Genomic DNA, 19,405 nt, shown 5'->3' with positions numbered 1-19,405 from the left:
TCTCTCCTACTGTGGGGATGGGTCGGAGACGCCGGTGAGCGCCTCCGTGTGGGTGTCGGCGATGTCGACGACGGCTTTACGGAGGGTGGGGTCTTCGCCGCGGGCCAGTCCCGCGTACTCGAGGCGGACGCCGTCGTCGGTCGGGTGGGCTTTGACCCAGACGCGGCGACGGGGCACGAAGAGCCCGGCGAAGAGGCCGAGCATCGCGAGGATCGAGAAGGCCAGCACCCATCCGGCGGTCGGGTCGCGCTGGATCTGCAGCGACGCGAATCGCTTGACCGGATCCTCGGGCGACGCGATCTCCCAGGTGACGGTGCCCCACCCGTTCGGCAGCTCCGCGGTCTCCCCCGGCGTCAGCTCGATGGAGTCGACTCCGGTCTGACCGCCGGTGTGCTGGGTGAGACCGTCAGTCTCGAGGGTGTACACCGATCGCGGGGTGCCGTCGTCGATGCCGAGGTCGCCGCTGTACACGTTGAAGGTGAGCAGCGGGTTGACGACGTCGCCGTAGATGGAGGTGTAGGCGCCGGAGTCGAGCACGCCCGCGGTGGGGTAGAAGAACCCGACCAGCCCCACCTGCTCAGGCAGCCCGTCGGGGATCTTGATGATCCCGAGTGAGGTCATGTTCGAGTCCTGCGGGAGGAACGGCTGCGACTCGGTGTACACGAGCTCGCCGGCCGCGTCGCGCACGGTGATCGTGGGGGCGTAGCCGTTGCCGAGCAGGTGGATGCGGTCGCCGGCGACGGAGATGGGGTAGTTCACGATCACGCTCTCGGTCCGATCCTCCTCACCGGGGATGCGGACGGTGACGTCGGCGGAGAAGTCCCCTGCCTGCCCGGCCCCCGGCGTGCCGGGCCGCTGATACGTGACCTGGAACTCGTCGAGGGTGAGCGAGTACGGGGCGAGACCGGTCCCGTCGATGAACCGGCCGGCGTCGAACGAGGAGTAGTCGCTGAGGGCGTTGACGAAGGTGGTGCCCTCGACGACGACGCGCTGGCCCGTGTAGGAGAACCCGCCTCCCAGGCCGACCGAGACGAGCACGCCGATCAGCGCGGTGTGGAAGACGAGATTGCCGGTCTCGCGCAGGTATCCGCGTTCGGCGGACACGGAGAGCCATCCGCGGCCGTCGTAGCGGTGCACCCGGTAGCCGGCGCGGCGCAACTGCCGCTCGGCGACGTCGACGGCCTCTCGCGCCTGGCTCGCGGGGTCGGCGGCCGGGACGGTGCGCTCCTCGTAGTCATCGAGCCGGGACAGCCGCACCGGCGTGCGGGGCGGCTGGGATCGCAGGGCCTTGTAGTGGTGCTTCGTGCGCGGGGTGACGCATCCGATCAGCGAGGCGAACAGCAGCAGGTAGATCGCCGAGAACCACGGCGACTGGTACACGTCGAACAGCCCGATGGCATCCACGATCGGATAGGCCTCGGGGTTGTCACGCTGCCACTGGATCACCCCGTTGGGGTCGGCGCTGCGCTGCGGGAACAGCGATCCGGGCACCGCGGCGACTGCCAGGAGGAGGAGGAGGAGCAGAGCGGTGCGCATGCTGGTCAGCTGACGCCACGCCCATCTCGCCCATCCCATGATCCCCAGCGCCGGCTGGGCGATGGCGGAACCGTCGCCGTCGGCGTGGTCGTCGGGCCGCAGGGGGTCGACGGGCGCGTCGGTGGCGGTCTCAGAGCGGGAGGGGGACATTGATCACCACCTGCTGGAGGGCGGACATCAGCGCGGTCCACAGCCCGGTCACCATCAGGATGCCGAGGAGGACGAGCACTCCCCCGCCGACGATGTTCAGGGTGCGGATGTGGCGGCGCAGGAACGCGACCGACCGAGACGCCCACCCCCAGCCGAGGGCAAGCACGAGGAAGGGCAGGCCGAGGCCGAGCGAATAGGCCAGGCCCAGCAGGCCCGCACGGGCCGGGTCGCCGAGGTTCCAGGAGACCGACAGGATCGCCGCGAGCGTCGGACCGATGCACGGGGTCCACCCGACGCCGAGCGCGAACCCGAGCAGCGGCGCGCCGAGCAGCCCGGCACGGGACTGCATGCGCGGGCGGAGGGTGCGCTGCGCGACGCCGAAGAACCCGATGAAGACCAGGCCGAGGATGATCACCACGACGCCGAACACACGGGTCAGGACGTTCGCGTACTGCAGCAGCAACAACCCGAACGTCCCGCCCAGGATCGTCACGGTGACGAACACGACGGTGAACCCGGCGATGAACAGCGTCACCCCCAGCAGCAGCCGCGTGCGCTCCGCCGTCGCCGTGCGGGTCGATCCGCCCCCGACAGCGGTGGCGGTCGAGGCGCCGCCCAGATATCCGAGGTATCCGGGCACCAGCGGCAGCACGCACGGGGAGACGAAGGAGATCAGACCCGCAAGGGCCGCGATCGGGATCGCGACCCACAGCGCCCCGTCGGCGACGAGATCGCCGGGGTTCATGGCGATTCCCCGAGAGCGTCGCGGACGAGGGTCGACAGGATGGATGCGCTCTGCAGCTGCCCGATGATGCGCGCGGCAACCCGCCCCTCCTTGTCGACGACGAGCGTCGTCGGAGTCGCCTGGATCGGGGTGACCTGCGCGAATGCCAGCTTGACCTTGCCGTCGTTGACGTCGATCACGCTGGGGTAGGTGACGTTGTTGTCCCGAGCGAAGGAGAGCGCCGTGGCGGGCTGATCGTAGGTGTTCACTCCGAGGAACGACACGCCCTGGTCCTGGTACTCCTGCCACACCTCCTCGAGCAGCGGCGCTTCGACGATGCACGGCCCGCAGGCGGCGTACCAGAAGTTCACCACCAGCACCTCGCCGCGGTAGTCGTCGCTGGAGACCGTCTCCCCGGTCTCGGTGACCCCCTCGAAGACGACCGGGTCGCCCCGCTCCCCCGCCGCGATCTCCACGACGCGGAAGTCTCCGGCGATGTACCCCTTCTCGTTCCCCTCCTGGTATTGCTGCGCCAGGGAGTCGTTCGCGGAGCATCCCGTCAGGGCGATGACGCCCAGGAGCAGCGCTGTGGCTGCGGCGATCATCCGGCGGATCATGTGCGACGCACCTTGATAATTGCCCCCGCGACCAGGAAGACGATGGCTGCGGCCGGCTGCGCCGCCGCCCAGACGGGCCCGGTGAACGGGAAGGGCGCGACCGGGTTCCACAGCACGAGGACCGCGACGAATACCGGGATCCACCACCATTGGCGCGCCTGTCCCGCGAACCAGGCCACGATCGCCGCGAGGATCGCTGTGACGAACAGCACCACCTGGAACAGGCCGGCCTCGGTCCACAGCGGAGCGGTGAAGAGCACCGCTCCCGCGAGCAGCCCCGGTGCGAGCGCGTTGCGCTGGAAGGTGGACGGCGTGCGTTGTTTCGCGCTCATGCGGCACCTGCTTCCACTCGTGCTGAAGGAGCCAGCTCGACCTTGCGCCGCCGGGTCCAGGTGATGCCGAGAAGGAGGATGACGCCGATGCCGAGCGCGACGTCGGCGAGGTTCCCGATGAACAGGGTCCCGTAGGCGAGGAAGTCGGTGACGTGCCCGACCCCGAAGCCGGGCGGTGAGAACAGCCGGTCGATCAGGTTCCCGAGCGCCCCGCCCAGGATGAACCCGAACGCCACCGCGAGCCCAGCCGTGCGTGCACGGAGCGCGGCGATGATCAGCCAGACCACCGCGCCCGCTCCGACCAGGGTGAGCACTCCGGTGAATCCAGACCCGAGGGAGAGGATCGCACCCGGATTGAACGCGAGCTGGAGACCGAACAGGTCGCCCAGGAGCGGGATCCGCGTCTCCTCGCTCAGCGTCGCGAGTGCGGCCGCCTTCGTGGCCTGATCGATCACGACGATCCCCGCCGCCACAATGGCGGCGACCGCGAGGTGTCTTGGCCGGTTAGGACTCATCGGCATTCTCCTTCTCCTTCTTCTGCTGTGCCGCCCGATCACGCCGGCGCCGATCGCGACCGGCCATGAACATCAGGAGTGCTGCGCTGCCCAGGAGGGCCGCTCCCCCGGCGACGACCAGGATGGGAAGCGCATCGAGATCCGTGCTCGGTTGGCTGTGGATGTCGCCGTAGCCGGACTCGGCGGTCGGCGTCGCGGCCGGCGTCGTGGTCTCCTCCGATGGGGTGGGACTGCTCGTCGGCGTGGGGCTGCTCGTCGGCGTCCCCGTCGTCTCCACCGTGAAGGTGTACTCGTCGCTGATCGGGTGTCCGTCACTGGACACCACCCGCCACCTCACCGTGACCTCTCCGACGACCAGCTGGTCGGACAGGTTCTGCGTGACCGTCGCCTCGAAGACCTCGGGAACGCCGTCGACGAGGCTGCTGCCGTCTTCTGCGATGACCTCGATCGCCGTGGCACCCTCGAGCGTCTGCAGCTCGCCCGTGAAGGTGAGGGAGATCTCCGCCGGGGCGCCAGGTACGGTCGCGGATGCCTCGGGGTAGGTGGAGAGCAGCTCGTCGTGAGCGGCGGCGGGACTCGCCGTGCCGAGAACGGCTCCGCCGATGACCAGCAGAGCAGACAGGCTGGCGGACGCGGCGAAGCCACGGCGCCGCTTGCTCGACGTTCGAGAGGCCGAGAGCCTTCGGCGGCGGATGGATGTCATGAGTTCTGCTTTCTTCACGGGCGTTCGATGATGCGGCGGGCGATTGGTCGTGGCATCCCGCCAGACCCCTGCGATGGTGTCGGAGCCTCTGCCGCCGTACTGGGGGATCCCGGCGACGAACAAGCCCGGTATCCCGGTCATGGCCCGCTGGGGAGGATCGATCCGGGCGCTGTCCGGTAGCCAGTCGTCTCCGGGAACGAATCCGGTGGCGAGGATCACAGAGCTCGGCGTCGCCACCGTTCCGTCGACGAAGGTGACGGTGCTCTTCCCGGCCTTTGCCACTGCAGGGCAGATCCTCACCCCAGCGTCACGCAGTTGCTCGTAGCTATCCCCGAACACCGGCTCCGATCGCGATCCTCGACCAAGGAGCTGCCGGCGCGGATAGCGCGTTACCGACTGGTGCCGACGAGCCGTGCGGACAGCCAGGGTCACCGCATGCGAGGGCGCGAGTTCACGGGCCAGCTGCACACCGCTGTTTCCGCCGCCGACGATGAGCACATCGTTCGTGGAGATCTGCCGCGGATACAGGTACTCGCTGCTGTGCAGCACGACTCCGGGCACCTGAAGTTCCGCGGCCCATGTCGAGATGCGCGGATGCGCGGCGGCGCCGGTCGCACACACGACGTTGCGAGTCTGCACCTCGCCTTCCGTGGTCGACAGGTGCAGGACCGAGCCCGACCCGCGCCGCTCCACGCCTGTCGCGCGCACACCCCAGATGGTCTTCACGCCGAGATCGCCTTCGACGTAGCTGAGGTACTCGATCATCTCGTCGACACGCGGCCGACGTCGTTGATCGCCCAGGAAGGGCAGGCTCGGCAGAGCGCTGTGACGGGCGTCGCTGAGAAGCACCATCGAATGCCACCGGGAAGCCCAGCTGCGCAGGCCTGGCGCGGCCCCGTCGATCACGACGAAGTCCTGCTGGGGCTGCAGTCCTCTCGCGACCAGGGCGGCCGCCACTGCGAGGCCGGCCTGACCGCTGCCGACGACGATCACTCGTCTATGCGACAGGCCTGCCCGCATCACTCGTCACCGTTCACCGCTGCTTCGATGGCGTTCTCGAGGTCGTCCAGCTGCTGCAGCTGGAGCTGCTCGCCCTCGAGGAAGAACGTCGGCGTGCTGTTGACGCCGAGCTCCTGCCCCGCGTTGAAGTCGAACTCGACTCGTTCCAATGTGGCGGGATCCGCGATGGCGGTGTCGTACGCGGCCATGTCCAGTCCGATCTCCTCAGCGAAACCCCGAAAGAGATCAGCACGGGATTCCTGAGCCTCGCCCCACTCCGCCTGCGTCTCAAACAGTCGGCTGTACATCTCCTCCAGCCGATCCTGCTGGGCAGCAGCCTCCGCGGCCAACGCCGCGTTCTGTGAGTTGAAATGTCCGGGAAGCGGGAAGTACCGCACCACGTAGGTGATCTCTCCCGCGAATCTCTCACGAAGATCCTCGACGATCGGATAGAACATCCCGCAGGCCTCGCACTCGAAATCGAGGAACTCCACGACCTCGACAGCACCCTCCCCACCGTCGTCGAGGATGTGCGAACTAGCGTCAACAACCGCGGGGGGCGGGACTGTCTGCCCGTCCGGTACCTCGGCTGAAGGGGCGGTCGGGCCTTGGCTGTTGATCACCACATAGATGATCGCTGCCACGACAAGGGCGGCGACGATCCCTGCGCTGATCAGGATCGGCCGCCAGTTGAAAGCGGGGTCGCGCGGCTTTCCAGAAGGGTTCATCAATTACTCCAAACAAGAACAATCGGCATGGAACAGGCACCGGGAGGGTATCCGGGTGCGAAGTGCCGTCCGCACGAGACGGCATGCCAAATATCAGGTTCGGGAAAGACCCAACTGTGTCAGCGACAGTGCCCCGGTCCGGGCAACGATGATGCGCACCGGGACGAGCCAGAGTGCCATCCATCGAGGGACGAGATATGCGACCCCCCGACGGCGCGAAACCATCCGAGCAAAGATCACGAAGACGAGCCCGCACAACATGCCGAGGGCGCACAGCGCTGCCCCGACGAGGACCCCCGCCGTCGAGGCATCGGCGGCTGCCATATGCTCGTCGACGGTACTCCCGGGCTCTCCCGAAGCAAGGTGCGGATCGAGGAGTGTGCTCGCCACGAGCAGTGAAGACGAAGCCTCCTCGCTCTCGGAATGCGATGCACCCGCTGCCCCCAGAAGCAGGAGGAGAGCCAAGCCGACTGCCGTAATGATCCTCGTTATCAGAAGCTGCTCACTGAGCACCCTTGAGGGTTGCACTTGAGCCGAGGAGATCATCTCTCCAAGGGTACCGTGCCAACCTTCTGAGTCTCCTCCATGTACGCGGATCCAGCTCTCTAAGCAGATGCTGTGAAAGCGCATCTCAATTTGACCTAAGCGAATCGGACTATCTACCGTTACAGATCAGTAACGATCGGGTCTGCGATCGAGATAAGTATTCTGCTCCACCGGAAGGATCACGATCATTTCTGGGTTACCCGAGCGCGCATCCGAAAAGGCGACGACGACGTCGACAGACCCCGGGTTCCCCGATCGCCCCCTCCTTCGTCGCGATCTCCGCGGCCAAGGCCGCCCGGTGTCACAGGAAGCTCCGACGACCCGCCAGGCCCCCGTCATCCCGCGGCACGGAACTGAAGCCCCCGTACAGGCAGTGTCTGCGACACCTCCCCACCGCCCGCGCGCCCGGAGCTCGTGGGCTCGAGCGAAGGCACTCGGAGCCGTCCTCGCCGTCAGCGTGTTGATCACCGGCGCCGCCCTTCCGGGAATATCCGACGCAGAACCGGAGCAGGTCGAGGCCGCGGCCACCGTTGACGCACAGTCCTACACCGCAGGAGAAGACATCCGGGTCGAGGTCTTCCCTCGCGGGGACTTCTCCGCAACGACAGAGAAGGAGATCGCCGCGTCGCGCGCGAAGGCAACCGCTGCCGCCGTCGCATCTGGCCGGCCCCTCTCGACAGCTGTGAACCTGCCAACAGCTCAACAGGTTCTCATGCCGTTACCCTCCGGAACCTACTCGGTCAGCGACGGGTTCGGTGCCTCTCGTCCGGGTCGCTCGCACATGGGTCAAGATCTCGCGGCGTCAGTCGGGACGCCCATCTATGCGGCTGTCGAAGGCTGTGTTTCGCTCTCAACCGAGAGCAACAGTGGCTACGGCGTGAGCATTCAGGTCGAGAGCCTGTTCAACGGAGAGACAGTCAGCACCCTCTACTCACATCTGAACAGTGGGACCCGCGCGGTAGAAGTCGGGGACTGCGTCGCTCCCGGCCAGTATCTCGGCGACGTCGGCTCCACCGGCTACGTCTTCGGATCCTGCCTGCATTTCGAGGTCGACATCAACGGTCGCCCCATCGATCCCATGCCGTGGCTCAGGAAGAACGTGCAGTGAGATCAGTTCAGCTCCGGAAAAGGGGCTGAACAATTATCGACCTACTGAGGCCGAACAGCGCGCCGACGCCCGTGGGGAGAAAGGATGGTCCGCCCGGGGCATCCCTCCTCAGCGGCCGCAGCACACTACTGGGCCACTCCCCATCTCGTACACTCGCGGCGTGGGCTATGTCGGTGAGCCCGAAGCCAACGTCTCGCAGAACCCAGGGCAGTGCACAGCAGGATGCGGGACACTATCGGGATATGGAACGCTTCTGGTGCCGCAATTCAGGTGGTGGCCTTCATGTTTTCTCGGCTGGGACGACCCCGCGAAGGAGAATACCGTCTGGGACTACTGCCTCACCGTGCTGCGCCCCTATCTGAACTGACCAAACATACCCCACCTGAGCAGACGTATCAACGGGCAACTCTTCATCGCCCAACAGAAAGTGAGCACGCCATGACCAGAGAACGTACCGCGACCGATTCATTCGCTGACATCAGAGAACTGTTCGAGAGCAAGCTCGACAGCAACCAAGAGCTGGGCGCGTCGATCGCGCTCGATATCGACGGCCAGCGGGTTTTCGGTTTCTGGCGCGGCTACCGCAATCCCGAGCGGACCAACCCCTGGACTCGCGACACCATCATGAACGCCTTCTCGACTACCGAGCTCGCCACTGCCCTGACAGTGCTCGCGCTCACCGACCGCTGACAGCGCGCCGTGCGCCGCTTCGCGGCTACGCGAGAGGACTCATTCGAGGCCAGGCATGACCTGCCGCTCCCTCCGCCGCTCGGGGTCACGCTCTCCTACCCAGCGATCCAGATACCAGGTGACATCGCGGCCATCGAGATGGTGCGCACGATCCCGTCAAGCCGTACCGTTTTCCGGCATGTGAAGGTGATCAATGTCGTCGAGGGCTCTTGCGCCTTCGAGACCGCAGAGAGCATGCACATCCTGCGCCCGGGCATGTCGCTGGCACTCGGCACCGGCAAGTGGTGCCGTGTTTGGCCAGCACCCACAGCACGCATCTGGGCCATCTACGCCGACGAACAGTTCTGGCGCACACAGATGGCATGGTTTCTCCCCGATGCGGATCGAGTGCTCCGAGGAGTGCACCCCCTCGAGTGGGACGGTCGCGCGATTGTCCTTGCACCGGGCGTCGCCGCACTGCAACAGGCCGAACCGCTATGGCGACAGATGAGCGCCATACGCAGCAAAGCCGAATCACCCGAAGTCGTCGCAACTCACACTCTCGAGCTTCTCGCACGGTGGATGAGGCTGGTGCTGCCGACCTTCTTGAATGCGGCGCCAGCCACTCCCCCAGCCCCGTGGACGCCCATTAGTGGACGACTGACCGACACTGGATCTATCGGCTACATCGGTCGGGCAATCCAGTTGCTCCGCGGGCGCATCGCAGAACCGTGGACTATTGCGGCACTCTCACGAGAACTCTCGCTTTCACGAACCCACCTCACCCGCTTGTTCGTACAGCACGCCGGTGCCGCACCGATGCGCCTGCTCACTGAACTCCGGCTCACCGAGTTCACACGGCTCATAGAAGAAACAGATCTTTCAGTGATGCGTGCCGCGAACGATGTTGGATGGAACGATCCGCGCGTCGCGTCCCACTGGTTTCGTCGTCGCTACGGCACCACGCCCACGCAGTACCGGCGTACGCCACACACGGTTGCTGAGGATTGACAAGGCCACGTTATCCCAGTCAACCGCACGGAGCTCGATCCGACGTCGTTGTCCCAACGAACTTGCTCATCAGATTCTCGGAAACTACTGTTGGCTGGCCACCTCGGCGTCTCTTACCGCTACTCGCCGCATGAACCGTGATTCTCGACGAAGGGCTCACGTTCGTCATGTGCATCTCGACGGATGCGCCGCAGGCCAGTAGACCGAAGCAGACACGTCGGGTTCGTTGTGGAGCCTGACGGTCGGCACTCCGTCCGCCATCCGTCCTCGCTCCGCTGATCTTCCCGGTGCACCACATGGTCGCAAGGCCGTCCGCATCTTGTGGGAGCCCTGGGAAGGAGTAGCGCATGGCTATAGAGGCGATACGGGACGACGCTCGCAAGACCGGCCACGGGTTCGCGAAGGTCATGACCAACTTACGCCAGCGGCAGTCGGCCAAAGCTGTAGGCCGCGAGTTCGCTGCGGCATGTCCACTGGCGGAGGTGGTGATGGTCGAGCGTGAGCGAAGAGCAACACTCATGGCAGACCCGTCGCCCGAGTGCAAAGGATCGATTCCGTGCCGCGAAGAGAATCTGGGGTCGCGGTCACACACCTATTGGTCACCTCGTCCTAAGGAGTTGACCTCATGAGAGAGCCTTCATCTGAACCGCTTCCCGACTTCACCACCGGCGAAGGACTCCGCGTCCTGCTGGAGCAGCTCACCGCCGAGCAGCTCTGGCGCACGCACCCCGCCGCCCGCGCGTTGATGCAGTATGCGCAGGAGAAGTACCTTCCGCTGGCACGGTCCTGGCACCGTGACCCCGCCGATGCCGCGTATGAGGCGTTCATGGCGATGCGGACGCCAGCGATCCGCCGTGCCGCGGACCCGTGGGCCGCGATCACTCGCGCGGTGGAGCTTGGCATCGCCGCCGAGGTGCACGCCGAACGTCTCCTCACCTCAACCGACAAGGCCCGCAGGCCCGATCATCGTCCCGACGAGTACCCGATGCGGGCCGGCCACTACGAGACGTTCTTTTACCACGTGCTCGCCGCCGCAACCCCGCCTGCCTCACCGACCGTGGCTGTGGAGAGGGTGGTGCGATCCGCGTCCGTCTTCCTGGTGACCACCGGCTGGTATCCCCGCACCATCGAGACCGCGGTGGAATACATCTGCCACCGCCTCACGACTCTGGCGAGCGCCCAGTCCGCGATCGACGTGCTCCGCAAAGACGACGCGATGCGGCAACGACTCGGGTTCTCCGCCCGCGACTGGAACGGGCTGCTGCGTTTGCTACTCGGGCCGCGGTCAAAGAAAGAAGCCACCGGCGCCGACCCCGCACGGCTGGGGATCTTCGCGCGGCTGCTGCTCGGCGACCGCACCGAAGACCTCCTCGCGGATCACCAACTCGCCGCCATCTCCCGCAAGTTCACGCGAGGGACCGCAGCATGAACACCACGGCGTCCGCGAGCGAGCAAACCGTAGCCCAGTTCCCCATCGAGAGCCTCGTCCTGGGTCGCTCCTACCGGCGTGAGCTCGGTGACCTGACCGACCTGACCACGTCGATCCAAACGCTCGGGTTGCTGTGCCCGATCGTGATCACCTCCGACGGGGTCCTCATCTCCGGCAGGCGCCGCCTGGAAGTGATGCGGCAGCTTGGGCACGCGACCGTCCCGGTGTGGATCGCGTCTGAGGTGTCGGACAAGCTGCGGACGCTGCTGGCGATCCAGGACGACAACCTTCTGCACAAGCACTTCACCACCACGGAGAAGGCAGCCCTGTACGCGGAGTACAAGACGCTCCTCACCGAGGAGAACGCCCGCCGTCAGGCCGCGACCCGGTTCGGCGCCGCCGCCCTCCCGGGCTCGGACGACGGCGAGGCCGATGACACCGACCCGGATGAACGAGAAGCGATGATCGTCGCGACCTATCAGGGCAGCGGCAGCGGCCGTTGGGATTCACAACCGCCGTCGAAACGGAAGTCCCGTGTGCAGGCCGCGACCGCGGTGACCGGTCGGGACTCTTCCCAACAGCTCGAGCAGGTCCTCGCGCTGGAAAGGCTGGCAACCAACGAGGACGAAGACGAACGGGTCCGGCGAGCAGCAGCCGAAGCGGTCGTGGAGATCAACGGCGACGCGAAGGTCCACGGCCGTTACCACGAGGTCATCGCCCTGCGCGGGGTGTGCTGGCTGGAGAAGACCGCAGTGAACGAGACCGCCACCGCCGCCGTCCGGGAAGCCGCCGACGACGAACTCCGCGCGGTGCGACAGATCGACCGGCCGGTAGAACGATCCCGGGCGGTCGCAGCCGCCATCGCCCGCGTCCGCAAGCTCGCCCTCACCCCGACTTCCGCTGCGACAACCGCGGAGAGCGGCGAGTCGGGCGCGGAGGACGACGGGATGTCCGCTGACGGGGTACGGGGCCGCTACCACGCCCGCCGACTGGTCGACATCCTCGCAAAGGCCGAGGGGTGGTGGGAGATCAACGACGCCGCCCTCGTCGGCCAGTACGCCACCGACGAGCAGTGGGACGCGATCACTCGCCACCGTGACCAGGCGAACGCGTTCCTCGACACCGCCGCCCACGCACGGGGCGCCACCAGCGGGGCGGGCGTCCTGCCGTGAAGTGACCGGTGGGGTCAGGCGTCCGCACCTGCATGGCACACACCGTTGACCGTTCTGCTGTGAAAGGACGTCCCTTGCCATGTCGACTGATTTCTCCGATGCGGCCCCGCGTAAGCGGGGCCGCGCCCTGTTGATCGCCGGTATCTCCGGAACGGTCATCCTCGTCGTCCTAGTGGGGCTGGGTGTGTACGGGCTGATCGCCCGCCCCCACGAGAACACCCCCGCCCCGGTGCCGACTACCTCTGAGCAGCGGCCAACTGCCCCGGCGCCGTCCGGACCGCCCGATCTGACGCCGCTGCCGCGGACGAACGATCCGATCCGGTACGCACGCGCCGTCGCCGAGGCTCTCTTCACCTGGGACACCGCCTCCGGGCTCGGTCCCGCCGACTACGGGCAGGTGGTGCTCTCCGACGCCGACCCCACCGGAACCGAGACCCCCGGTCTCGCCTCGGACATCGCCGGCTACTACCCGGCGTCAGACGCCTGGCGGCAGCTCACCGGGCACGCCACCACCCAGCGCCTCACCATCGCGGATGCGGTCGTGCCCGATGCCTGGGCCGACGCGGTCGCGCAGGACCGGTCCGGCACGCTCGTGGAGGGGATGATCGCGGTCACCATCGACGGCGCCCGGCACCGCACCGGCACCGTCTCCGGGCAGGAAGCGACCAGCGAACACCCGGTGTCGTTCACCGTGTTCCTCGCGTGCGAGCCCGCGTTCGAGTCGTGCCACACGCTGCGCCTGTCCAAGCTCGACAACCCGCTGCGCTGATCGGGACGCCGTCGTGCTGAAGAAGATCCTTGCCGCGCTGGCGTTCCTCGTCCTGTGCGTGGGACCGGCGACCGCGCTGGTCGGGGTCGGGGTGCTGATGAATCCCGCCGCGAACGCAACCTGCGGTCCCGGGTCGTCGATGACTGTGGGGCCGATCCCGGACGAGCTGGAAGTGACCACGCGGGACGGTGAGACATTTGCGCTGAACAAGAAGCAGCTCACTCACGCCGCCACGATCATCACCGTCGGCGGGCAGACCGACGGCGTCGATGCCCGCGGGGCCACGATCGCCCTCATGGCGGCGCTGACCGAATCGACGCTGCGGCAGCTGGCGAACACCGGCACCTACCCGGAGTCGGGGAGCTATCCCAACGACGGCAACGGGTCCGACCACGACTCGCTCGGCTTATTTCAGATGCGCCCGCAGGCCGGGTGGGGAACCGTCGCCGAGCTGATGGACACCACCTACCAGGCCAGAGCGTTCTACGGCGGGCCTTCGGGTCCGAACTTCCCCTCCCCACGAGGCATGCTCGACATCCCGGGCTGGGAAACGATGGACATGGGCGAGGTCGCGCAGGCCGTCGAGGTCAGCGCGTTCCCGGAGCGGTATCAGAACTACCAGCCCGTCGCCGAAGCGATCCTCGATGCCCTCACCGTGCCCGCTCCCTCCGGCACTGGCGGCGGCACGGGGTCGGTGCCGGAGACCACCCGCATCATTTTCCCGCTGCCTGAGGGGACGTGGACGAAGACCAGCGACTGGGGGTATCGGTCTGACCCGTTCACCGGGGAGACCACCTACCACGCCGGCACCGACTACGCCGCCGCCGACGGCACCCCGATCTACGCGGCCGCCGACGGGCGGGTCGTGTGGGCCGAGTTCAACGGCGGCTACGGCGGCCTCATCATCATCGAGCACACCGTGCAGGGCGAAGCCGTCCGCTCCGTGTACGCGCATATGTGGGAACGCGGCATCCACGTGCAAGAAGGACAGACTGTTACCGCTGGCACTCACATCGGCGACGTCGGCTCCTCGGGCCGCTCCACCGGCGCAAACCTGCATTTCGAGATCCGGCCCGGCTCCACCGGCACCGAGTCGATCGACGCCGACCAGTGGCTCGCCGACCACGGCGCCACCGAACCCGACGGCACCAGCACCCCCGGGCCCGGCTGCGCACCTGGCGGGGCCGGGGCGGACGCGGCGGAGTTCACCGGGGACGGCGGGAAGTTGGTCGATGACCCGACCGGCACCGGCGGGCAGGTCACCGCCCGCACCGCGCATATGGTCGTCCAGACCCGCAACGCGTTCCCCGGCACCGGGTGGGCGTGTTACTCGCCACGTCCCGGGACACGGTCGGATCATCCGCTCGGGCGGGCCTGCGATGTCACCGTCGGCAATCAGATCGGTCACTACCCGAGCGCGGAGCAGGTCGACTACGGGTGGCGACTGACCGACTGGCTCGAGACGAACGCTGAGACCCTCGGGATCAGTTACCTCATCTGGCAAGGACAGATCTGGTCGACTGCTCGCGCAGACGAGGGGTGGCAGCCGTACGGCGACGGTGGGATGCACGACCCGGGGAACGTCACCGGAGGGCACTTCGACCACATCCACATCTCCGTGAAAGAAGGGTGACCCGCCGATGACGTTTTCCTTCTCCCGGCTGCAACCGGCCGGATTCCTGGTCTCGGGGAATGTGTTCCCCGACTTCGGCGCCGTGGGCGGCTCCAACGAGCTGGAGAGCATCATCGGCGCGCTGTTGACGATCGTGCTGATCCTGTCGGTGTTGATGATCGTGGTGAGCGCGGTGATCTGGGCGATCGGCTCCGCGAACGGGCACCACCAGGTCGCCACGAAAGCACGCATCGGCGTGTGGACGGCGCTCGGCGCGGCAGCTCTCGCCGGCGCCGGGATCGCGTGGATGAACTGGCTGATCGCTCTCGGCGGGCAACTCTAGCCCGGACGCGACGAACCGGCGGGGGCGGTGGAGGCGACGGGGCTCCACCGCCCCCGCTTCCTGCGCCGTGGGGTGCGGGGAGCGCACCTGTGCGATACCCGGCCGATGCCGGCCGGGTATCCCCGCTTGGTTCATGAAGGAGCACCCGTGTCCGCCATTCTCGATCTCACCACCACCGTCCTGCCTCACCTGGCCGCGCTCGTCCCGATGCAGGTCGATATCGACCCCAACAGCTCGGGGCTGCCCGGCATCGCCCAGCTGCGCACCATCGTCGGCGCCGTGATGACGGTCGGCCTGATCCTCAGCGTCCTGGCGTTGATCATCTCGGCGATCATCTGGGGCTTCGGCGCGAACAGCAGCAACCCGCATCTGGCCGGGCGGGGAAAGATCGGCGTCCTCGTCTCCTGCGGGGCCGCGATCATCTGCGGCGCGAGCGTCACCCTCATCAACTTCTTCTGGAACGTCGGCCAGGCCGTCTGAGTAGGCCCGCTCACCGGTCCCGGAAGGAGGAACACCGTCATGGCACTGTGCGACGTCCCGGTCATCTCCAACGTCTGCGACGCCGTCGGAGAAGGGGCCGCGACGCTCGTCGCGGCCCCTTTCGACTGGCTCGCCCAAGCAATGGGACAAGCCGCCGCCTGGCTGTTCGAAGGCGTCTGGTACGTCTTCGACACCACCACGCTCGTCGACGTCCAGTCCCCGGAGTACGTCGGCGTCTACAACATCCTCTTCGGCGTCGCCGTGCTGATCATGCTCGTGTTCTTCTGCCTGCAACTGATCACCGGCCTCATCCGCCGAGACCCCACCGCCCTCTCTCGGGCGGCGCTCGGACTCGGCAAGAGCGTGCTCGGGTCGTTCCTCATCATCACGCTCACCGCGACGCTGCTGGAGATCACCGACCAGCTGACGATCGGCATCATCCAAGCCACCGGCAACTCGATGGAAGCGATGGGCGACAAGATCGCCCTGCTCGCCGCGGGACTCACCGCGATCAACCTCACAGCCCCCGGTGTCGGCGCGATCATCACCATCTTCTTCGCCGGCCTCGCGATCACCGCCGCGGCGATCGTGTGGTTCTCACTCCTGATCCGCAAAGCGCTGCTGCTCGTCGCTATCGTGCTAGGACCGATCGCGATCAGCGGCGCGAGCTGGGACGTCACCCGCGGCTGGTTCGGGAAATGGGTGTCGTTCGTGATCGCCCTGATTCTGTCCAAGCTCGTCCTCGTCGTGGTGTTCCTCGTCGCGATCACCCAGGTCTCCCAGCCGATCGACTTCGACCTGGCATCCATCGCCGACCCCATCGCCGGGATCGTGCTCATGTTCGTCGCCGCATTCGCGCCCTACATGGTCTACAAGTTCATCTCATTCATCGGATTTGACATGTACCACGCGATGAGCGCGGAGCAAGAGGCCAAGCAGTCCATGAACCGGCCCGTTCCCACTCCGTCCAAGCCCGCTGGCGACGGCCCACAGAAAGTCCTCGACGGGAAAGGTCAAGGCGATGGCCCACCGCCCGGCAGCGGGGGTGGTGGAGGCGGCGGCACGCCGCCCCCGCCCCCGGACGGCGGGAGCGGTGCGACCGCTGGTACCGGTGGAGCCGGAGTCGGCGCTGCGGCTGGTGGCGGCGCAGCCGGTGGTGCTGCCGGTGGTAGCGGGGCTGCTGGGGGTGGCGGTGCTGCTGCGGGAGGTGCGGCTGCAGCAGCACCCGCCGCAGTCGCGGTCGTCGCAGCGGCAGCCGTCAAGGAAGCCGCCACCGCCGGCCCCAAGCTCGGCGGTGCGATCGGCGGTGCCGCAGAGGACCAGGCATCAGCGGCCGGCCAGGACAGCGCCCCGCCTCCGTCCGGGAACGCACCCCCGCCGTCTGACCCATCGGCACCGCAGGGCCCGCCGTCCAGCACACCGCCGGCATCGTCTGGCCCGTCATCGACGCCACCGCCGACGGACCCGCCGCCACCGAACACGGCGCCCGAAGGGAAGGAGTAACCCGTGGCAAAACCGCAGAACACGAAAGACGACTACCCGCTGACGGCGGTGAAGTTCTCCCGCCTCACCCGGAGGGGCCTCATCCTCGGCTTGTCGCTATCGCAGGTGATCGCGCTCGCGATCGCCGGACTGGCGTTCATCGGGTCGCTGTACGCGGGAGGTGGGATGATCCTCGCCTACACCGCCCCGATCTGGGTCACCTGCCTGGCGATCACCTGGGTCCCGATCGCGGGCCGCAAGACCGTCGAGTGGCTACCCGTCGGGATGCACTGGCTGTGGCGGGTTACCGTGAAGCAGACGATCTACCGGATGCGGGTCGTCAAGCCCCGCCCCGCCGGGACACTCGCGCTCCCCGGGGATATGGCCGCGCTACGTCAGTACGAAGACCCGATCACCGGGGCGGTCATGGTGCATCACCCCTACGCGGCCACGCTGACGGCACTGCTGGAAATCACCCATCCCGCGTTCGTGCTCCTGGACCCCGGCGAGCAGGAACGCCGCGTGACCAGCTGGGGGCGAGTCCTTGCGACATGCTGCCGGTCCGGGCGCATCGCCCGCCTACAAGTGCTGGAGCGCACCCTCCCCGACTCCGGGACCGGGCTGGCGCAATGGTGGGCCGAGCACGGCAACCCCGACGACGAGTCGTGGACGTCGCGCACCTACGCCGAGCTCATCGACCGGGCAGGCCCTGCCGGGGAACGGCACGCGACGACGATCTCCCTCGCCCTGGACATGAAGGCCGCCGCCCGGGCGATCCGTACCGCCGGCGGCGGCATGAAGGGTGCAGCCGCTGTGCTGCGGCAAGAGATGAACACCCTCACCGCAGCACTCCACTCCGCCGAGTTGAAAGCCACCGGATGGCTCACCCCCGGCCAGCTCGCCGTGATCCTGCGCTCCGCGTACGACCCGGCGATCGCCGCGACCCTGGAACGCTCCGGGAACCTCGGGCAAGACCTCGCGACGGCAGGACCGGTTGCGCTGGAGGAGACCTGGAACGGTCTGCGCTCCGACAGCGCACACCATGCGGTGCTGTGGGTCAGCGAATGGCCCCGGTCGCTCGTGTATCCGGGGTTCCTGTCCCCGATGCTCCTCGCTTCCGGGGTGCGGAGATCGTTCTCGTTGCTGTGTACCCCGATCAGGTCGGATCAAGCAGCCCGTGACATTCGGAAGAAGAAGGTCGAGTACATCTCCGACGCCGCACAACGCCAGAAGATCGGGCAGGTCGAGGACGCCCAGCAGTCCGCCGAGTACCAGGACGTGCTGCAGCAGGAAGCCGACCTCACCAGCGGTCACGGCATCCTCCGCTACACCGGGCTGATCTCCGTCAGCGCTCCCACCCCGGACGAGTTGGAAGCGGCGGTCTCGAAGATCGAGCAGGCCGCCATCCAAGCCTCCTGCGAGACCAGGCGGCTGGTCGGACAGCAGGCGCAGGCGTTCACGGCGGCCGCGCTGCCGCTCGCACGCACCGTCTGACCCTGGGGTGCCGGCCCCGCACCTCCTTCCTGCACGCCGCCTGCCCGGGCGGGTGCAGGAAGGAGTCGTGCTGTGAGCACCCCGAAACGTCGCGTGTACTCGACGGTGTTGATCGGACCGGAGTCCGAGCACCGCAAGCAGCGTCGCGCCCGTCGGAAGGCCGCCGCGCAGATCCAGGCGGAGGACGCCGCCGCGCGCAAGGCCGAAGCCCGCGCCCGGTGGGAGGCGGAGCAGGCGGAGCGCCGCGACACCACCTACCTCCCCCGGTCCGGTGAGCCCGGTCCCGCCGCACTGCGCTCGCACCGAGGGCTGCGGCTTCCCTCCCATCAGGACACCAGCGCCGCGCTCGCCGGCGCGTACCCGTTCCTCGCCGAAGGCGGACTCGGGCCGGAAGGCGTGTTCGTCGGACAGGACATGTACTCCGGCGGGTCGTTCGTCTACGACCCGTGGGAGCTGTACAAGCGCGGCGTCATCACCGCCCCCAACATCGTCCTGGCCGGCATCGTTGGCTCTGGAAAGTCGTCGCTGGCGAAGTCGCTGTACACGCGGTCGATTCCGTTCGGGCGTCGCGTCTACGTCCCCGGCGACCCGAAAGGCGAGCACACGCCCGTCGCCGAAGCTGTCGGCGGGAAGGCGATCGTCCTCGGCCACGGGCTGAGGAACCGGCTGAACCCGCTGGATGAGGGCCACCGGCCCTCTGGTCTGACGGATATCGAGTGGGCCTCGCAGGTCGCCTCCCGGCGGCGAGAGCTGATCGGGGCCCTCGCGGAGACCGTCCTCGAGCGGTCGCTGTCGCCGTTGGAGCACACGTCGATCGACGTCGCCCTCGCAGCGGTCGTCGCCCGCAACGACGTCCCGATCCTGCCGATGATCGTGGACCGCATCCTCACCCCCGACAGCACGGACGACACCGACGGGCGGCTCGCCGAGGATGGTCGGCTCGTCGGGCACGCACTGAGGCGCCTGGTCGCCGGGGACGTAGACGC

At 67.5% G+C, this 19,405-nt stretch carries 19 protein-coding genes and 1 pseudogene; 12 read left to right on the top strand and 8 right to left on the bottom strand.

Annotated features, from left to right (window positions below; all coding sequences use genetic code 11):
* Window positions 1-6: 6 nt before the first annotated feature.
* The 8 genes from BFN01_RS10475 to BFN01_RS10435 all read right to left on the bottom strand — a co-directional run bounded on the left by BFN01_RS10475 (window position 7) and on the right by BFN01_RS10435 (window position 6,850).
* Window positions 7-1,686 carry a cytochrome c biogenesis protein ResB gene (locus BFN01_RS10475; RefSeq protein WP_071644156.1) on the bottom strand — a complete coding sequence of 560 codons (1,680 nt, stop codon included), beginning with the start codon at window positions 1,684-1,686 and terminating at the stop codon, window positions 7-9.
* On the bottom strand, window positions 1,667-2,431 hold the full coding sequence (locus BFN01_RS10470; RefSeq protein ID WP_071644154.1) for a cytochrome c biogenesis CcdA family protein: 765 nt from the start codon (window positions 2,429-2,431) through the stop codon (window positions 1,667-1,669). Before BFN01_RS10470 ends, BFN01_RS10475 begins: the two co-directional genes overlap by 20 nt.
* Window positions 2,428-3,015: a TlpA disulfide reductase family protein gene (locus BFN01_RS10465; RefSeq protein WP_256221122.1), complete on the bottom strand. Its 588-nt coding sequence runs from the start codon at window positions 3,013-3,015 to the stop codon at window positions 2,428-2,430. The genes BFN01_RS10470 and BFN01_RS10465 overlap by 4 nt, the downstream gene beginning before the upstream one ends.
* A gap of 8 nt (window positions 3,016-3,023) precedes the next feature.
* Entirely contained in the window at window positions 3,024-3,359 is a 336-nt protein-coding gene (locus BFN01_RS10460) for a DUF6804 family protein (protein ID WP_071644150.1), read from the bottom strand.
* Window positions 3,356-3,874: a signal peptidase II gene (locus tag BFN01_RS10455; RefSeq protein ID WP_071644221.1), complete on the bottom strand. Its 519-nt coding sequence runs from the start codon at window positions 3,872-3,874 to the stop codon at window positions 3,356-3,358. The genes BFN01_RS10460 and BFN01_RS10455 overlap by 4 nt, the downstream gene beginning before the upstream one ends.
* On the bottom strand, window positions 3,864-5,570 hold the full coding sequence (locus tag BFN01_RS15860; protein ID WP_256221120.1) for a copper resistance protein CopC: 1,707 nt from the start codon (window positions 5,568-5,570) through the stop codon (window positions 3,864-3,866). The genes BFN01_RS10455 and BFN01_RS15860 overlap by 11 nt, the downstream gene beginning before the upstream one ends.
* Before the next feature lie 26 nt (window positions 5,571-5,596).
* Window positions 5,597-6,220 carry a thioredoxin domain-containing protein gene (locus tag BFN01_RS10440; RefSeq protein WP_256221119.1) on the bottom strand — a complete coding sequence of 208 codons (624 nt, stop codon included), beginning with the start codon at window positions 6,218-6,220 and terminating at the stop codon, window positions 5,597-5,599.
* Window positions 6,221-6,397: 177 nt separating this feature from the next.
* On the bottom strand, window positions 6,398-6,850 hold the full coding sequence (locus BFN01_RS10435; protein ID WP_071644144.1) for a hypothetical protein: 453 nt from the start codon (window positions 6,848-6,850) through the stop codon (window positions 6,398-6,400).
* A 457-nt stretch (window positions 6,851-7,307) separates the two neighbouring features.
* Between BFN01_RS10435 and BFN01_RS10430 the strand changes: the two genes are divergently transcribed.
* From BFN01_RS10430 to BFN01_RS10375, 12 genes and pseudogenes are all read left to right on the top strand, one after another.
* Window positions 7,308-7,958, top strand: a complete 651-nt coding sequence (locus BFN01_RS10430; RefSeq protein ID WP_256221118.1) for a M23 family metallopeptidase — start codon at window positions 7,308-7,310, stop codon at window positions 7,956-7,958.
* Between the two features lie 438 nt (window positions 7,959-8,396).
* A complete protein-coding gene (locus BFN01_RS15505; RefSeq protein ID WP_071644135.1) occupies window positions 8,397-8,648 on the top strand; it encodes a serine hydrolase domain-containing protein in 252 nt (83 codons plus the stop codon).
* Window positions 8,649-8,786: 138 nt separating this feature from the next.
* A complete protein-coding gene (locus tag BFN01_RS10420) occupies window positions 8,787-9,638 on the top strand; it encodes an AraC family transcriptional regulator (RefSeq protein ID WP_143187215.1) in 852 nt (283 codons plus the stop codon).
* Window positions 9,639-10,263: 625 nt separating this feature from the next.
* The gene (locus BFN01_RS10415; RefSeq protein ID WP_071644131.1) at window positions 10,264-11,067 is read left to right on the top strand and encodes a hypothetical protein; all 804 of its coding nucleotides are present in this window, start codon (window positions 10,264-10,266) and stop codon (window positions 11,065-11,067) included.
* Complete coding sequence (locus BFN01_RS10410) at window positions 11,064-12,239, top strand: ParB N-terminal domain-containing protein (protein ID WP_071644129.1); 1,176 nt, start codon at window positions 11,064-11,066, stop codon at window positions 12,237-12,239. Before BFN01_RS10415 ends, BFN01_RS10410 begins: the two co-directional genes overlap by 4 nt.
* A 79-nt stretch (window positions 12,240-12,318) precedes the next feature.
* Window positions 12,319-13,008: a hypothetical protein gene (locus tag BFN01_RS10405; protein ID WP_071644127.1), complete on the top strand. Its 690-nt coding sequence runs from the start codon at window positions 12,319-12,321 to the stop codon at window positions 13,006-13,008.
* A gap of 13 nt (window positions 13,009-13,021) precedes the next feature.
* Window positions 13,022-14,641 (top strand): M23 family metallopeptidase, encoded by a 1,620-nt coding sequence (locus BFN01_RS10400; protein WP_256221117.1) that lies wholly within the window; start codon window positions 13,022-13,024, stop codon window positions 14,639-14,641.
* A 7-nt stretch (window positions 14,642-14,648) separates the two neighbouring features.
* Window positions 14,649-14,963 (top strand): DUF6112 family protein, encoded by a 315-nt coding sequence (locus BFN01_RS10395; protein WP_071644125.1) that lies wholly within the window; start codon window positions 14,649-14,651, stop codon window positions 14,961-14,963.
* Between the two features lie 207 nt (window positions 14,964-15,170).
* On the top strand, window positions 15,171-15,443 hold the full coding sequence (locus BFN01_RS10390; protein ID WP_071644218.1) for a DUF6112 family protein: 273 nt from the start codon (window positions 15,171-15,173) through the stop codon (window positions 15,441-15,443).
* A gap of 39 nt (window positions 15,444-15,482) precedes the next feature.
* The gene (locus BFN01_RS10385; RefSeq protein WP_071644123.1) at window positions 15,483-16,946 is read left to right on the top strand and encodes a conjugal transfer protein TrbL; all 1,464 of its coding nucleotides are present in this window, start codon (window positions 15,483-15,485) and stop codon (window positions 16,944-16,946) included.
* Window positions 16,947-16,949: 3 nt separating this feature from the next.
* Complete coding sequence (locus tag BFN01_RS10380; protein ID WP_071644121.1) at window positions 16,950-18,419, top strand: SCO6880 family protein; 1,470 nt, start codon at window positions 16,950-16,952, stop codon at window positions 18,417-18,419.
* Window positions 18,420-18,491: 72 nt separating this feature from the next.
* Window positions 18,492-19,405: pseudogene (locus tag BFN01_RS10375) on the top strand (ATP-binding protein); the annotation flags it as partial.

Origin of the sequence: Microbacterium sp. AR7-10, from assembly GCF_001878835.1 — a bacterium.
Taxonomy (GTDB): domain Bacteria; phylum Actinomycetota; class Actinomycetes; order Actinomycetales; family Microbacteriaceae; genus Microbacterium; species Microbacterium commune.
Note: the sequence above shows the minus strand (reverse complement) of the source record. Positions and strands in the feature narration are given on the sequence as shown.

Bases quoted from the DNA above. Each gene is read 5' to 3' on its own strand.
- BFN01_RS10475 (WP_071644156.1), bottom strand. From the start codon at position 1,686: ATGTCCCCCTCCCGCTCTGAGACCGCCACCGACGCGCCCGTCGACCCC.
- BFN01_RS10470 (WP_071644154.1), bottom strand. From the start codon at position 2,431: ATGAACCCCGGCGATCTCGTCGCCGACGGGGCGCTGTGGGTCGCGATC.
- BFN01_RS10465 (WP_256221122.1), bottom strand. From the start codon at position 3,015: ATGATCGCCGCAGCCACAGCGCTGCTCCTGGGCGTCATCGCCCTGACG.
- BFN01_RS10460 (WP_071644150.1), bottom strand. From the start codon at position 3,359: ATGAGCGCGAAACAACGCACGCCGTCCACCTTCCAGCGCAACGCGCTC.
- BFN01_RS10455 (WP_071644221.1), bottom strand. From the start codon at position 3,874: ATGAGTCCTAACCGGCCAAGACACCTCGCGGTCGCCGCCATTGTGGCG.
- BFN01_RS10435 (WP_071644144.1), bottom strand. From the start codon at position 6,850: ATGATCTCCTCGGCTCAAGTGCAACCCTCAAGGGTGCTCAGTGAGCAG.
- BFN01_RS15505 (WP_071644135.1), top strand. From the start codon at position 8,397: ATGACCAGAGAACGTACCGCGACCGATTCATTCGCTGACATCAGAGAA.
- BFN01_RS10420 (WP_143187215.1), top strand. From the start codon at position 8,787: ATGGTGCGCACGATCCCGTCAAGCCGTACCGTTTTCCGGCATGTGAAG.
- BFN01_RS10415 (WP_071644131.1), top strand. From the start codon at position 10,264: ATGAGAGAGCCTTCATCTGAACCGCTTCCCGACTTCACCACCGGCGAA.
- BFN01_RS10410 (WP_071644129.1), top strand. From the start codon at position 11,064: ATGAACACCACGGCGTCCGCGAGCGAGCAAACCGTAGCCCAGTTCCCC.
- BFN01_RS10405 (WP_071644127.1), top strand. From the start codon at position 12,319: ATGTCGACTGATTTCTCCGATGCGGCCCCGCGTAAGCGGGGCCGCGCC.
- BFN01_RS10395 (WP_071644125.1), top strand. From the start codon at position 14,649: ATGACGTTTTCCTTCTCCCGGCTGCAACCGGCCGGATTCCTGGTCTCG.
- BFN01_RS10390 (WP_071644218.1), top strand. From the start codon at position 15,171: ATGCAGGTCGATATCGACCCCAACAGCTCGGGGCTGCCCGGCATCGCC.
- BFN01_RS10385 (WP_071644123.1), top strand. From the start codon at position 15,483: ATGGCACTGTGCGACGTCCCGGTCATCTCCAACGTCTGCGACGCCGTC.